Below are 14,111 nucleotides of genomic sequence, written 5' to 3'. Positions count from 1 at the left end.
TTGGAGGACTTCGGGGTCCCCGAGTCCTCGGCGTACAGTGACCGTCGTGAGCGAGGAGAAGCACGAGCCCAAGACCGAGTCCCACGACCCCAAGGTGCCCGCTGCGTGGCAGTCGTTCATGCGCACCGGCTGGGGCGACCGCGAGCTCGACCTGCCGCGCCACCCGGTCGCGGACCTCGCCGCCCAGCGGCGCAGCCGGCTCGCGGCGAGCTTCCCCGGGGAGCGGCTGGTGTTCCCGTCGGGCACCTATAAGGTGCGCGCCAACGACACCGACTACCGCTTCCGGTCCGACACCGACCACACGTACTTCTCGGGCAACCAGACCAGCGACGCGGTCCTCGTCGTCGAGTCGGACGCGACCGGGGCCGGCGACGCCGTCCTCTACGCCCGTCCCCGCTCCTCGCGGGAGACCGACGAGTTCTTCCGCGACCGCCAGTACGGCGAGCTGTGGGCCGGCCGCCGCCCGTCGGTGCACGAGCTGTCGTCCTCGCTCGGCATCGAGGTCCGCCACATCGACGACCTCCCCGACCTGCTGGCCGACGACAAGACCCGCGACGTCACGACCGACGACGAGCTCGCCCGGGTCGCCTCCGAGCAGCGGCTGGTCAAGGACCAGTGGGAGATCGAGCAGCTGCGCGAGGCCTGCGACATCACCACGCTCGGCTTCGAGGACTCCGTCGCCGAGTGGGACCGGGTGCTGGAGTTCGGCGAGCGCTGGATCGAGGGCACCTTCTTCCGACGGGCGCGCGCCATGGGCAACGACATCGGCTACGACTCGATCGTCGGCGGCGGCAAGCACGCCACGACGCTGCACTGGATCGACAACTCCGGCCCGATCACGCCCGGCGAGCTGGTGCTGCTCGACATGGGCGTCGAGGGCCGCAACCTCTACACCGCCGACGTGACCCGGACGCTGCCGGTCGACGGCCGCTTCACGCCGCTGCAGCGCGACCTCTACGACCTCGTCTTCGCGGCCCAGGAGGCCGGCATCGAGGCCGTACGCCCGGGCGCCCCGTTCCTCGCCGCCCACGACGCCGCGATGACGGTGCTCGCCCACGGCCTCGAGGGCATGGGCCTGCTGCCCGTGTCGGCCGAGGAGGCGCTCGACCCCGACTCGAAGGTCTACGCCCGCTGGACGCTCCACGGCACCAGCCACATGCTGGGACTCGACGTCCACGACTGCGGCCGGGCTTCCGACGACGCCTACCGCAACGGCACCCTCGCCGAGGGCTACGTCCTGACCGTGGAGCCCGGCCTCTACTTCCAGGAGGACGACCTGCTCGTCCCGGAGGAGCTGCGCGGCATCGGCATCCGCATCGAGGACGACATCCTCGTCACCGCCGAGGGCCACGAGAACCTCTCCGGCTCGCTCCCCCGCACGTCCGCGGCCGTCGAGGAGTGGATGGCCGCCCGCCGCTGAGCGGGCGGTCTCAGTCGCCTGCTGCGGAGAAGTGCTGGTAGTCGGGGTCGGCCCAGGTGCCGCCCCACTCCCAGCCGACCTCCTCGAACGCGCGGACGACGACGTCGTCGGCGTGGATGACTCCACGTGGAACCCTGGCGCGTGCTGAGCGGTCGACGTCGGCGAAGGCCCGACCGCGCGGCGGCGCCACGCCGTCGCCCGTGACGTACGGGTTGCGCACCGGGTTGAGGTCGATCGCCGCACCGAACGCGTGGTCGGACCAGCGGTCGGTGCCGGCGACCCGGCGGCAGTTGTAGGCCGAGGTGTTGTCGGCAGCCATGGAACGGTCGTCGTCGCCGCCGTACGCATCGACGAGGCGCATCCGGCGGATCGGCCAGCGGGCCCGGTGCAGCCGGTCGAAGACGCGGACGACGTCGGCGGCGTGCTCGGCCGCGACCACCATCTCGCCGAGCCGCTCCCGACCGTCGAATCCGACGTAGGGCAGCCGCAGGTGCCGCAGGTCGGACAGGCCGACCGGGCACCCGGGGCGGTGGCTGCTCCGCATCCGCGCCCGCAGTGCGGGGCCGAGCTCACTCACCGAGGCGTCGTACGCCGGCACCGGCTCACCGCCCGGCTCCGGGGCCAGCCGCGCGCACCCGCGCAGCGCCCGCCAGTCCGCGACGGCCTGCGTCGCCTCGCGACCGGAGAGCGGCACCGGCCGTCCCCAGGGCTGGATCCGCGCCGGTGCCCAGTCGTCCGCGACGACCGCACCGTCCTCGACCGTGAGCTGCAGGACGCCGGTGTCGGGCTCGCGGTCGTGGTACCAGAGGAAGTTGCCCAGGCCGTAGCCGACGTAGGTGTCCCCCAGCCAGCCGGACCCGAGCAGGACGTGGGCGTGGCTCCCCACGACGACGTCGGCGCCCGCCCGGGACAGTGCCCTGGCGGTCGCCCGCTGCATCGCGGTGGGGCAGCCCTGGCCCTCGCGGCCCCAGTGGAGGTAGACCACCACGACGTCAGCGGTCCGCGCGGAACGCCGCACGGCGGCGAGGAGCTGCTGCGGCCGGGCCTCGCGGGCGGCGGCGATCCCGGGGGTGCCCGGTGCGGCCGACCAGGTGCTGGCCGTGCTCTCCAGCGGCGAGGCGTCGGCGGCGAGGAACGCGAGGTCGGTGCCGCGCACGGTCACCCGGTGGGCGGCGAAGGCGCGGTCGCGATCCCGACCGACCCCCACCACCGCCACCGGCCCGGTCCGCGCGGCACGCAGCGTGTCCCGCAGGCCCACGGGCCCGTAGTCGGCGCCGTGGTTGTTGGCCAGCGTGACCACGTCGACCCCCGCGTCGGCCAGGAAGTCCAGGGCCGCCGGCGGTGTCCGGAACCAGTAGCGGTCCTCGGCGTTCTCGAGCTGCTTGGGGTCGGGCGTGCCGCGTCGGGTGACGGCGCTCTCGAGGTTGACCATGGCCACGTCCGCGCCCGCCAGCGCCCGGCTCGTCGGCCCCAGGCCGCGGGGGTCGTCGAGGAGGTCGGCGACCTGGAGCTGGAAGTGGATGTCGCCGGCGAAGGCCAGCGTGACCGCGCCGCGGGGAGAGGGCGTCCCGGCCGCGGCGGGAGCGTCGGTCTGCTCCGGCGTGCGCGGCTGCTCCGTGGGCACGGGAGCTGCTGTCGCGCAGGCAGCGGCGAGCACCGCGACGCCGACGGCGACGGCGCTCCAGCTGACCGTGCGGTGCATGACTCTCCCCCGGGACGGTGAGGACGCCCTCACCTAGGAAGACGCTCGACAGGGCGCTGCGGTTGCACGAAAGCCACCCCGAGTTCGCAGCGCGACCAGGCGGAGCCGGAGGCGCGGCGCTCGCGGTCCACGTGCGGAGCGTGATCGGATGGCAGACTCGCACCCTGCCCACACTCAGGGAGGCTCCGTGCTCGTCAGCTGCGAAGTCTGCTGCGCATCCTGGCGGAAGCGGGGAGCGCGGTGATCTTCCTCATCGTCGGTCTCGTCGTCGTGGTCGTCGTGCTCGTCGTCGAGTCCGCTCGTCGCAGTGACCCCCGGGCCGGAAGGACCGGTGGCCAGGCGGACGGCGGCGGCGACGGCGGGGACGGCGGCGGATCTGCGTGACTCGTACGGCGGCCCCACACGGTCGCGTCCGCGGCCGTCAGCCCGGAGATCGGTCGAACTGCTGGAAGAGACGGACCTCGTCACCGACGATCTTCAGCCACGTACAGACCACGCGCCGATCGAGCAGGCTTCGGGCGGCGCAGCTCTCTCCCGAGATGCCGACGCTGGCTGCGACCTCCACCTCCGACCACGTCCGTGGCCCGCTCAACCTCCACTCGCGCCAACACCCCCCGGAGGCGCAGCTCACCCCCTGATGGACGGCGCGTACCCCATCGGGTAGCGCGGGAGCGTCGGTTGCGGGCGGCACGGCGGCTTCATCGATCTCGAGCCACAGGATCGGGGCCGTCACCACGAGGGCAAGTGCCAACAACAGCACGCACACGACGGCCGTGACTCTTCGACGCACTCACGAACTGTAGGCCCGCTTCCCCACCGGCGTGCCGCTCGACGGCATCAGCGAGGACTGCGACATCGGCCACCGCAGGAGGACCACCGCGCGCCGTCCAAGCGGCCGACGGGCATAATCCCCTGCGGGTCGCCGAACTGGCCGGCTGAACCACCCTGACGGGTTCTGTCGACCACGAGCGCCCGCTGCCCCCGTAGCTCAGCTGGACAGAGCAGCGGCCTTCTAATCCGCGGGTCCCAGGTTCGAGTCCTGGCGGGGGCGCCACCGCCGGTTCTCCTCCTGGGTGCCTTCGGGTGAGGGGCGACACCCCCCCGGTCGGGGTCACCGGCACGCCCGAGCCTGCTTCGCACGCCCTCCGTGCCTCGCTGTGCTCACCAGCGCGCGGCGACGTGACCGGGACCGTCCACCGCACCAGCGTTGCGGTCGTGGTAGCGAGCCATCAGCTCCCAGAAGACCAGCAGCAGCCCCATCTCCACGGCGGTCGCCACCGCGGCAGGCAGGGCGCGCCGCCGGCGGGCAGCGACCAGCGCGAGGAGCCCCGCCGCGGTCGCGGCGAGGTCGACCGCCATCGCGGTGTCCATCGGCCGCTCGGCGATCCACTGCTCCTCACCGAGCACCGCCCGGGTCGCCCAGGCCCGGTCATGGGCGGGTTCGCCGAACACCACAGGGTTGACCGCCAGCCAGGCGCCGACCAGCACAGCGTCGCGCGGGCTGCGTCGCCACACCGGGACGAGCATGAGCGGCGCAGTCGCCCACCTCGTCCAGGCGCTCCACGGGTTGCTGTGGCGCGCGAAGACCGCCCGCTTGACCGTCCGCCGGTCCTCCATCGGAGCGTCCTCCTCCCGACCCAGTGAACCTCAGCAGCACCCGGCCGGCCCGGAGGACCTCCCGACCGTCGTACGCCGCCCGCGAGCTCGCGAGCTCCGGGACCGACGTCCCGGGGGCAGCCTCAGGCGGGGGCCCCGGCCCGCTCGAGGTCGTGGGCGACGTCGAGTCCGTGCTGGACACCCCAGCTGACGGCCTGGGAACGCCGGACCACGCCGATCTTGCGGTAGGCCGTGCGGACGTACGTCTTCACCGAGTTGATCGAGATGTAGGCCCGGTCGGCGATCTCCTGGTTGGTCAGCCCCTGGGTGATCAGGCCGATCACCTCGAGCTCACGCGGGGTCAGCCCGGCGAGCCGCAGCCCCGGGTGGCAGTGGCCGTCCTCCGGGAACCCGCTGCTCCGGTCGCGGGCGCGGTGCATCCGCTCCACCCGCGCGACCAGCTCGTCGCCGCCGAGCGTCTTGGACAGGTGGCCGTGCGCTCCGCAGGAGAGCGCCCACTCCGACTGGGGAGAGGTGGCCCGCCAGCCCAGCAGGATCACGGTCGCCGAGTGGCTCCGCAGCAGGGCGTGAAGGTCGGCGTCGTGTCCCGACTGCTGCTCACGCACGCCGTAGAGGACGACGTCGGCGTCGTGGGTGGTGTCGACGAGGTGGATCCGCTCCCCGAAGCGGCTGAGGACGGCTGAGATGCCGGCGACGTCGATCTCGTGGGCGTCGACCACGTGGGTTCGTACTGGTTGCACGTCCAGCAACCTAGGCCATCGCGTCGCCACCCGGAGGGGTGAACCTCCGGTGCCGGCTTGGGTCACCGTGGCTCGCGGGGGCGATACCTGACAGCGAAGATCATCAGCATCACCCACGAGATGATGACGATCGCGGTCAGCTGACGACGTGCCCGGGCAGCCTCAGGGTCGTTCGTCGAGTGCCCAGGCGAGGGCGTTGAGGCCGGCCCAGCCGAGCGTCACGGCGATCACCTTCCGCCGCGTGGCAGGGTCCGGGGTGCTGCTTCCGAGCACCGCGCAGTCGCCGAGGTCCCCGGCGATGCGCAGGCCCATGGCCGCGCGGGCCAGCGCCGGGCGCGAGGACAGGAGCAGCGCGGAGCTCGCGAGGTCGCGGACGCCGTACGTGCGCGCCAGCCGGTCCAGCGAGCGCCGTTCCCCGGGGCGGGCGCCCAGCGCCCGCGCGAGGTGACCGGGCCTGAGGAGTGCGTACACGGCGTAGCCACTGGTCGCCAGGCCCATCACCCGGCTCAGCGGATAGTCCGTCAATGCGTCACCACTCCGCACACTCCCCACGACCTCTCCCTCGTCCGGTCCGCCTCCAGACAAGCAGCGGGCGGTGGGGGGCGGCTCACCCGACGGGGCGAGCGCCCGCCACGGGCGGAGCAGACGAGGGGTCGACGGCCCGGGTGCGCTGCGGGCGGAAGCCGTGCTCCATGCCCCAGCTGACGGCCTGCGCGCGACGCGTGACCCCGATCTTGCGGTACGCCGTGCGGACGTACGTCTTCACCGAGTTGATCGAGATGTAGGCCTTGTCGGCGATCTCCTGGTTGGTGAGCCCCTGGGTGATCAGGGCGAGCACCTCGGCCTCGCGCTGGGTCAGGTGGTAGTCGCGCCCCGGCCAGTCGCCGCTCTCGACGCCCTCGCCGCGCAGCGGGCGCGTCTCGGCGACGATCTCGCCGCGGTGGATCGCCTCGAGGCCCTTGACGATCTCCTCGGCGGTCAGCGCCTTGGAGAGGTAGCCGCTGGCGCCGAGGGCCAGCGCACGGTCGACGAGGTCGTGCTGCAGGTTCCAGCTGAAGATCGCGACCTTGGCGCCACTGCCCTTCAGCAGGTCGTCGAGGTCGATGCCGTCACCCTGGACCTGCCCGAAGGTGTCGTAGAGGACGACGTCGACGTCGCTCTGGACCTGCTTGTTGGCCCCGATCTCCACGACGTTGATGCGGTCCTGGAACCGCCCCAGCAGTGCGGCGACGCCAGCGACCACGATCTCGTAGTCGTTGACGATGGCGATGCGTACGGCGTCCATAGGTGAAAAATACGTCACTGCGCCCCTCGGGGGCGACACGCACGGCAAATGAATGATCCGGGGAGACCGGGGCGCTTCAATGGTGGTGGCCCCGCGAAGTATGAGCTCGCGGGGCCGAGTACGTCCTCAGGGTGCCGCGTAGGCGTCGATCTCCGCGAGCAGCGACTGCCTGACTGCCGCGGGCGCGAACGACGCCCGGACCGCCTCGCGCGCCAGCTCCGCGACGCCCTGCTCGTCGAGGTCGAGCAACCGGGCGGCGACGGCGTACTCCTCGTTGAGGCTGGTCCCGAACATGGGCGGGTCGTCGGAGTTGACGGTGACCCGCACCCCCGCGTCGACGATCGCGCGCAGCGGGTGGGCGTCGAGCGAGGCCACGGCGCGGGTGGCCACGTTGGACGAGGGACAGATCTCGAGGGTGATCCCCTCGGCCGCCAGGTGGGCGAGCAGCTCGGGGTCCTCCGCTGCGCTGATGCCGTGGCCGATCCGCTCCGCGCCGAGGAGCCGGCAGGCGTCCCAGACCGACTCCGGCCCGGTCGTCTCGCCGGAGTGGGGCACGCTGCGCAGCCCCGCCGCCCGGGCCGCGTCGAAGTGCGGTTGGAACTGCGGCCTCGGCACCCCGATCTCGGGGCCGCCGAGCCCGAAGCCGACCAAGGCGTCCGGCGCGTGCTCCAGCGCGTACGACAAGGTGGCGTCGGCCGCCGGCAGGCCCGACTCCCCCGGGATGTCGTAGATCCAGCGCAGCACCAGCCCGAAGTCCCGCTCCGCCGCCGTGCGGGCGTCCTCGATGGCCTCGGTGTAGGCCTCGATCGGGATGCCACGGACGACCGAGGTGTACGGCGTGCAGGTCAGCTCGGCGTAGCGGAGGGACTGTCCGGTCATGTCCCGGGCCACCTCGTAGGTCAGTGTCCGGACGTCCTCGGGCGTTCGTACCAGGTCGACCACGGCGAGGTAGACCTCGATGAAGTGGGCGAAGTCCCGGAAGGCGAAGAACTCGCGGAGCGCCTGCGGGTCGCCGGGGACGACCCCGGGATGGCGCGTGGCCAGCTCACCGACGATCCGCGGTGACGCTGACCCCACGTGGTGGACGTGCAGCTCGGCCTTGGGCAGCCCGGCGATGAAGTCGGTGAGGCTCACCCGCCGAGTCTGGCAGCCCTCCCGCGCGCCGGCCGAACTCGCGACGTCACTCGATGGCGGCGAGCACCGCCCGGGCGACGTCCTGGGTCGTCTGGCCGGCTGCCTGCTGGCCGTCGACGTAGACGGTGGGCGTGGACCGGACGCCGGCCTGCGAGGCAGCCTCGGTCCCGTCGGCGATCCAGCCCTCGAAGCCGAGGTCCTCGATCAGCGGCCGGACCGTCGACTCGTCCGCCCCGGCGGCGACCGCCTGGTCGACCAGGGCGTCGTCGTCCGGGAACGGACCGGACTCGGGGGGCTGGTCGGCGAACAGGCTGCGGTGGAACTCCTGCGCCGCCTCGGGTCCTGCGGTGTCCAGCACCGCGGCGAAGGCGTTGGCCGCGCGCAGCGAGTAGTCGCCGTACTGGCTGAGGAAGTCGAGGGTGCGGTACTCGACCCGGGCCCGTCCGTCCTCGATCGCGGTCGCCAGCGGCTCCTCGAGGGTGGCCTCCAGGTCACCGCAGGCCGGGCACAGGAAGTCCTCGTAGATCACGACCTCGTGGGTCGCGTCGGCGTCGCCGACGACCACGCCGAAGTCGGAGGACGCGCCCTCGGGCGGCGCGGCGGTGTCGGAGGTGTCGGTGAACCAGCGGACGAGGAAGAACCCGCCCACGACGAGCGCCAGCGCGACCACGGCGACCACCACGTAGGTCAGCCGCTCCTTGCGCTTCGCCTTGCGCCGGGCCTCGGCGGCCGCGGCCTTGGCACGCTCGGCCTTGGCGCGGCGCTGGTCCCGCTTCGCCTGCGCGGCCTTCTTCTCGTCTGCCCTGCCCCGTTGCTGCGCCATCGCCCCGCTTCTCCTGGTCCGCTGTCGGTCCGTCGCGTCAGTCGCCGGACACCACGTCGAGCACCGCGGCAGCGTACTCCGCCGGGTTCTCGCCGGCCGGCTCGCCGTCGATGAGCACGGTCGGCGTGCCGGTCACACCGTCCTGCGACATCTGGTCGGTGGCGTTGACGACGAACTGCTCGAAGACCTTGCCCTCGATGAGGGGACGTACCTCGGACTCCTCGGCGCCGGCCGCCACGGCCCAGGCGACCAGCTGCTCGTCGTCGGGCCCGTCGCTGCCCTCCTCGGGCTGGTTGGCGAAGAGCGTCTCGTGGAGTGCGGCGAAGGCGTCGGGCCCGGCGACGTCCTGCACGGCCATGAGCGCGTTGGCGGCGCGGGAGGAGTACTCGTTGCCCGAGGCACGGTCGAGGAACGACACGATCCGGTAGTCGACCCTCACGTCACCGGCCGCGACGGCCGTCGCCACCTGCTCGCCGACGGCGGCCTCGAAGTCGCGGCAGATCGGGCACTGCGGGTCCTCGTAGACGGTGATCGTCGAGGGGGCGGACTCCTCACCCACGACGACCGAGTAGTCCTCGACACCGGCGGGCACGTCGGAGGCGGTCTCGCCGGAGGTGTCGCTGGAGCTGCTGAAGACGTACGCCCCCACCAGCACCGCGACGACCAGCGCGACCACGCCACCCACGACCAGCAGGTTGCGACGCCGCTCCTGCTGGCGCTGGGCCGCGATGGCGGCGGCCGCTCGCTCGGAACGGCTGAGCTCAGCGGACTTCTTCGACATCGGGGATCCCTTCGGAGGTCGTCGGACGGAACAGGAGCCCGTCGAGGGAGAACCTCGACGAGGGCCGGACCACGAGCCACAGCGACAGCGCCAGCAGCCCGACGTCCCGGGCGATCTCCCAGGGGTAGTCGTCGGACGCGTTGGCCTTGGGGCCACCCCCGCCGAAGCACCCGCAGTCGATCTGCAGCCCCCGCGCCCAGGCGGAGGCGATCCCGACGATGAACGCCAGGAACAGCAGCGCGGACAGCAGCGCGGCGCCCCGGGTCAGCAGGCCGAGCAGCAGGCCGACGCCGATGACGATCTCGAGGGTGGGCAGCAGGTAGCCGACGGTCGGGACGACCGCCTCCGGCAGCAGCTCGTAGGCGCGCACGGCGCGCACGCTGCCGGCCGGGTCGGGGAGCTTGAGGGCTCCCGCGACGATCCAGACACCGCCCGTGACGACCCTGGCCAGGAGTCCGAACCAGTCCTTCACGTCGCACACCGTAGGTGGGCGTTCTGAGACGAACCTGAGTCGAAGGGCCCGCACCGGTGGGACCACCGGGCAGTAGGGTGACCACTCGTGACTGACCGACTCGTCTGGATCGACTGCGAGATGACCGGCCTCGACCTCGAGGCCGACGCGCTCATCGAGGTCGCTGCCCTGGTGACCGACTTCGACCTGAACGTCCTCGGCGACGGCATCGACCTGATCGTCAAGCCGCCGGCCGAGGCCCTGGACCAGATGGGCGACTTCGTCCGCGAGATGCACGAGAAGTCCGGGCTGCTCGAGCACCTCGCGTCGGGCATCTCGCTCGGTGAGGCGGAGGAGCAGGTGCTGGCCTACGTCCGCGAGCACTGCGACGAGGGCACCCGGCCGCCGCTGGCCGGCAACACGGTCGCCACCGACCGGGCCTTCCTCGCCCGCGACATGCCCGACCTGGAGTCCTTCCTGCACTACCGCATCGTCGACGTCTCCTCCATCAAGGAGCTGTCGCGCCGGTGGTTCCCCCGGGCGTACTTCCAGTCGCCGGCCAAGCGCGGCAACCACCGCGCACTCGCCGACATCCAGGAGAGCATCGAGGAGCTGCGCTACTACCGCGAGGCGGTCTTCGTCCCGCATCCCGGCCCCGACTCCGACACCGCGCGGGCCATCGCGGCCCGCCATGCCGGGTCGCTGACGGGGCTCCAGGGGAGCGACGCCGAGGGGTCGGCTCCCGATGCGGGGACACCGGCCCCCTAGGGCTACACTTCTTCCGGTTCCCGGTCCCCGGGAGCGACATGGTGGGTATAGCTCAGCTGGTAGAGCGCCGCCTTGTGGTGGCGGATGTCGCGGGTTCAAGTCCCGTTACTCACCCCAGACAGAGACGAAGGGCCCCGGCGACGCCGGGGCCCTTCGCCGTCACCGGCACCCCACGGTGGACCGCTGAGGGATCCTCGGCGAGGATCGCGGTCGTGCCGACTCCCCCGCCGATGCGCACCGGTGACGCCGTCCCGCTGGGCGAGGCGACCCGGGCCTGGTTCCTGATCTCGCTGCAGACCTTCGGCGGGCCGGCCGGCCAGATCTCGGTGATGCAGCACGAGCTCGTCGACCGTCGGCGCTGGATCGGGCAGCGCCGCTTCCTGCACGCGCTCAACTACTGCATGCTGCTCCCCGGACCCGAGGCCCAGCAGCTCGCGATCTACACCGGCTGGCTGCTCAACGGCACCCGCGGCGGCCTGATCGCCGGCACCCTCTTCGTGCTGCCGGGGATGCTCGCACTGCTCGCCCTCACCGCGCTCTACCTGGCGGCCGGCTCGACGAACGTCGTGTCCGGTCTCTTCGCAGGCCTCGCCCCAGCGGTGATCGCGATCGTGGTCCAGGCGGTCCAGCGCGTCGGCCGTCGGGCCCTCACCCATCCGGGCCTGGTCGTCCTGGCCGTGGCGTCGTTCGTGGCGCTGACGGCGTTCGGCGTCCCGTTCCCCGTGGTCGTGCTCGGCGCCGGCTTCCTCGGCTGGCTGCTCGGCCGCTGGTTCCCGTCGCTGCGCCGCCTCGGCCCCGAGCAGGACGACGAGGGGCCACCACCCCTCGTCAGCGACGACGCCCTCCACGTCGACCTCCCGTCGGCCGGCCGTACGGCGCGCATCGTGGCCCTCGGGCTGGTGGTGTGGTTCACCCCCGTGGTGCTCGCCGGCGCGCTGCTGGGACGCGACAGCGTCCTCGTCGACCAAGGCCTGTTCTTCTCGGGCGCCGCGGTGGTGACCTTCGGTGGCGCCTACGCCGTGCTGGCCTACGTCGCCCAGCAGGCGGTCGAGGTCTACGGCTGGCTGGCGCCGGGCGAGATGGTCCGCGGGCTCGCCCTCGCCGAGACGACGCCGGGGCCGCTGATCATGGTCGTGCAGTTCGTCGGCGGCGTCGGCGCCTACCGCGACCCGGGCCCGCTCGACCCGTGGGTGGCGATGCTGGTCGGGTCGCTGCTGGTCACGTGGGTGACCTTCGTGCCGTGCTTCCTCTTCATCCTGCTGGGAGCGCCGTACGTCGAGCGGCTGCGCCGCAACCAGCAGCTGACCGCCGCCCTCACCGGCATCACCGCGGCGGTGGTGGGCGTGATCGCGAGCCTGGCGGTCTACTTCGCCCTGCACACGCTCTTCGACGCGACCAGGATCGTGGGGTGGGGCCCGCTGCGCCTCGAGCTGCCCGTGCTCGCCTCGTGGGACCCCTTCGCCTTCGCCCTGACCGGCGTGGCGCTGCTCCTGCTGCTGCGGCTCGGCTGGTCGCCGCTCCGAACGCTCGGGCTCTGCGCGGTCGTGGGCCTGGCGAGCGCCTTCGTCCTCTGAGCGACCCGGTCAGGGGTCGCGGCGCCCCGGCACCACGAGCCCCGACTCGTACGCCACCACCACGGCCTGGGCCCGGCTCCGCACCCGGAGCTTGGCGAAGAGCCGGTTGACGTGGGTCTTGACGGTCGCCTCGGTGAGCACCAGGTCGGTGGCGATGTCGGTGTTGGAACGGCCGCGTGCGACCAGCACCAGGACCTCCCGCTCCCTCTCGGTCAGCCCGACCAACCGGGCACCGTCGCAGGACTCCCCGGGAGCGTGCTGCGCGATCAGCCGCCGGGTCACGCCGGGCGAGAGCAGCGAGTCACCGGACGCCACGACCTCCACCCCGGCCGCGATCCGCTCCGCGGGCGTGGTCTTCAGCAGGAAGCCGGCGGCCCCCGTCCGCAGCGCCCGGTAGACCAGCTCGTCGAGGTCGTACGTCGTCAGCACCAGCACCCGGCTCGGCAGCCCCTCCCGGACCAACTCGGCCGTGGCCGCGATGCCGTCCATGCCCGGCATCCGGATGTCCATCAGCACCACGTCCGGGGCGTGGCGTCGCGTGGCGTCCAGCGCCTCGCCGCCGGTCCCGGCCTCGGCCACCACGTCGATCCCCCGGGACTCCAGCATCGTGCGCAGCCCGACGCGGATCAGCTCCTGGTCGTCGGCGATGACGACGCTGGTCATGACACGGGGACGGGGAGGTGTGCGCGGACGAGGTAGCCACCGTCGGTGGTCGGTCCGGCCTTGAGCTCGCCCCCGAACACGGCGACCCGCTCGCGCATCCCGATCAGCCCCTGCCCGTGCGACACCAGCACCCGGGCGGCCTTCCCGGACGCACTGAGCACCTCGACGTCGACCCCGTCGGCGCCGCGCCGGAGGCTGACCCGGACGGCGTCGCCCGCCCCGTGCTTGAGCGCGTTGGTCAGGCTCTCCTGCACGATCCGGTAGACCGACAGGTCGACGCCCGCGGAGAGTCCCTCGGTCGGGCCGTCGACGACCAGCTCCACGTCGAGCCCGGAGTCCCGGAAGCCCTCGACGAGCGCGGGCAGGTTCCGCGTCGCCGGCGGCGGGTCGAGCTCGTCGCCGTCGTCGTCGCGCAGCAGGTGGAGGAGCCGGCCGGTGTCGCCGAGCGCGGCGCGGCCCGCCTCCTGGATCGCGGTCAGCGCCCGCTCGGCGGCCTCCGGGTCTCGACGAACGACGTCCTGGGCCGCACCTGCCTGCACCACCATCACGCTCAGCGAGTGGGCGACGATGTCGTGGAGCTCGCGGGCGATCCGCCGACGCTCCTCGACCACCGCCCGGTCCGCCAGCAGCGCCTGCTCGGCCACGAGCTGCTCGGCCTGCTCGGCGAGCAGCGCGTTGAGCCGCGCGTGGGCCTGGACGATCCGGCCCACGATCCACGGCCCGGCGGTGAGCGAGAGGCCCCAGACCAGGTCGGTCGGGGTCGGCCAGTCCCGGGCGGGCAGGTAGAGGGTCGCGTTGATCACGCCGATCCCCCACAGCCCGAGCAGCCCGGGCACGTAGCGCCCGAGCGAGAAGCAGCCGGCGAAGAGCACGGCCATCTGCACCGCCAGCTGGCTCTCGTCGACCCCGACGAGGTGCTGGAACATGAGCACCAGCACGGCCCCGGTGGCGAACACCATCGGCAGCAGCCTGCGGCCGACGAGCAGCACACAGGCGAGCACGCTCACCGCAGTGCCTGCCACCGGCGGGACCTCGACGATGAGGACCTCCCCGATCGCCGCCACGCAGATCACCGCCGGCCACAGCCAGTCGGCCCGCTCCAGCCGTCGCACCCCCCGTGGGTCCTCCATGCCCCACCACGGTACGCCGGTCC

16 protein-coding genes and 2 tRNA genes are annotated in these 14,111 nt (G+C 72.8%); 6 read left to right on the top strand and 12 right to left on the bottom strand.

Features of this window, described 5'->3' with window-relative positions; translation table 11 throughout:
• Window positions 1–46 precede the first annotated feature (46 nt).
• Window positions 47–1,420 (top strand): aminopeptidase P family protein, encoded by a 1,374-nt coding sequence (locus EXE57_RS17625; RefSeq protein ID WP_244246888.1) that lies wholly within the window; start codon window positions 47–49, stop codon window positions 1,418–1,420.
• A gap of 10 nt (window positions 1,421–1,430) precedes the next feature.
• Here EXE57_RS17625 and EXE57_RS17620 read toward each other — a convergent pair whose 3' ends face one another.
• Window positions 1,431–3,122, bottom strand: coding sequence for a CapA family protein (locus tag EXE57_RS17620; protein ID WP_135079776.1), 1,692 nt, complete (start codon window positions 3,120–3,122; stop codon window positions 1,431–1,433).
• Window positions 3,123–3,362: 240 nt separating this feature from the next.
• Between EXE57_RS17620 and EXE57_RS19870 the strand changes: the two genes are divergently transcribed.
• Window positions 3,363–3,506: a hypothetical protein gene (locus tag EXE57_RS19870; RefSeq protein WP_167305965.1), complete on the top strand. Its 144-nt coding sequence runs from the start codon at window positions 3,363–3,365 to the stop codon at window positions 3,504–3,506.
• Window positions 3,507–3,543: 37 nt separating this feature from the next.
• Here the strand turns inward: EXE57_RS19870 and EXE57_RS19865 are convergent, their stop codons facing one another.
• Window positions 3,544–3,687 carry a hypothetical protein gene (locus EXE57_RS19865; RefSeq protein ID WP_167305964.1) on the bottom strand — a complete coding sequence of 48 codons (144 nt, stop codon included), beginning with the start codon at window positions 3,685–3,687 and terminating at the stop codon, window positions 3,544–3,546.
• A 412-nt stretch (window positions 3,688–4,099) separates the two neighbouring features.
• Here EXE57_RS19865 and EXE57_RS17615 point away from each other — a divergent pair.
• A tRNA-Arg gene (locus EXE57_RS17615) sits at window positions 4,100–4,176 on the top strand.
• Window positions 4,177–4,283: 107 nt separating this feature from the next.
• Here the strand turns inward: EXE57_RS17615 and EXE57_RS17610 are convergent.
• From EXE57_RS17610 to EXE57_RS17575, 8 genes are all read right to left on the bottom strand, one after another.
• Window positions 4,284–4,739: a DUF6653 family protein gene (locus EXE57_RS17610; protein WP_135079774.1), complete on the bottom strand. Its 456-nt coding sequence runs from the start codon at window positions 4,737–4,739 to the stop codon at window positions 4,284–4,286.
• A 122-nt stretch (window positions 4,740–4,861) separates the two neighbouring features.
• Complete coding sequence (locus EXE57_RS20265) at window positions 4,862–5,479, bottom strand: helix-turn-helix transcriptional regulator (protein ID WP_135079772.1); 618 nt, start codon at window positions 5,477–5,479, stop codon at window positions 4,862–4,864.
• 162 nt (window positions 5,480–5,641) lie between these two features.
• Window positions 5,642–6,004, bottom strand: a complete 363-nt coding sequence (locus EXE57_RS17600; RefSeq protein WP_135079770.1) for a hypothetical protein — start codon at window positions 6,002–6,004, stop codon at window positions 5,642–5,644.
• 82 nt (window positions 6,005–6,086) lie between these two features.
• Complete coding sequence (locus EXE57_RS17595) at window positions 6,087–6,764, bottom strand: response regulator transcription factor (RefSeq protein ID WP_135079768.1); 678 nt, start codon at window positions 6,762–6,764, stop codon at window positions 6,087–6,089.
• Between the two features lie 126 nt (window positions 6,765–6,890).
• Window positions 6,891–7,898 (bottom strand): adenosine deaminase, encoded by a 1,008-nt coding sequence (locus EXE57_RS17590; protein ID WP_135079766.1) that lies wholly within the window; start codon window positions 7,896–7,898, stop codon window positions 6,891–6,893.
• Between the two features lie 46 nt (window positions 7,899–7,944).
• Complete coding sequence (locus EXE57_RS17585) at window positions 7,945–8,721, bottom strand: DsbA family protein (RefSeq protein ID WP_135079764.1); 777 nt, start codon at window positions 8,719–8,721, stop codon at window positions 7,945–7,947.
• Between the two features lie 37 nt (window positions 8,722–8,758).
• A complete protein-coding gene (locus tag EXE57_RS17580) occupies window positions 8,759–9,502 on the bottom strand; it encodes a DsbA family protein (RefSeq protein ID WP_135079762.1) in 744 nt (247 codons plus the stop codon).
• Window positions 9,483–9,974: a MauE/DoxX family redox-associated membrane protein gene (locus tag EXE57_RS17575; protein ID WP_244246887.1), complete on the bottom strand. Its 492-nt coding sequence runs from the start codon at window positions 9,972–9,974 to the stop codon at window positions 9,483–9,485. Before EXE57_RS17575 ends, EXE57_RS17580 begins: the two co-directional genes overlap by 20 nt.
• A gap of 120 nt (window positions 9,975–10,094) precedes the next feature.
• Between EXE57_RS17575 and orn the strand changes: the two genes are divergently transcribed.
• The 3 genes from orn (at window position 10,095) to chrA (ending at window position 12,295) form a co-directional block, all read left to right on the top strand.
• Entirely contained in the window at window positions 10,095–10,721 is a 627-nt protein-coding gene (orn, locus tag EXE57_RS17570) for an oligoribonuclease (protein WP_244247106.1), read from the top strand.
• Window positions 10,722–10,762: 41 nt separating this feature from the next.
• Window positions 10,763–10,838 (top strand) — tRNA-His (locus EXE57_RS17565).
• Window positions 10,839–10,933: 95 nt separating this feature from the next.
• A complete protein-coding gene (chrA, locus tag EXE57_RS17560; RefSeq protein ID WP_244246886.1) occupies window positions 10,934–12,295 on the top strand; it encodes a chromate efflux transporter in 1,362 nt (453 codons plus the stop codon).
• 9 nt (window positions 12,296–12,304) lie between these two features.
• Here chrA and EXE57_RS17555 read toward each other — a convergent pair whose 3' ends face one another.
• Window positions 12,305–12,958, bottom strand: a complete 654-nt coding sequence (locus tag EXE57_RS17555; RefSeq protein WP_135079756.1) for a response regulator — start codon at window positions 12,956–12,958, stop codon at window positions 12,305–12,307.
• A complete protein-coding gene (locus EXE57_RS17550) occupies window positions 12,955–14,088 on the bottom strand; it encodes a sensor histidine kinase (RefSeq protein ID WP_135079754.1) in 1,134 nt (377 codons plus the stop codon). The genes EXE57_RS17555 and EXE57_RS17550 overlap by 4 nt, the downstream gene beginning before the upstream one ends.
• Window positions 14,089–14,111 lie beyond the last annotated feature (23 nt).

The organism is Nocardioides euryhalodurans, from assembly GCF_004564375.1.
GTDB lineage: Bacteria > Actinomycetota > Actinomycetes > Propionibacteriales > Nocardioidaceae > Nocardioides > Nocardioides euryhalodurans.
The sequence above is the reverse complement of the archived record's forward strand: the minus strand, read 5'-3'. Positions and strand labels throughout refer to the sequence as shown.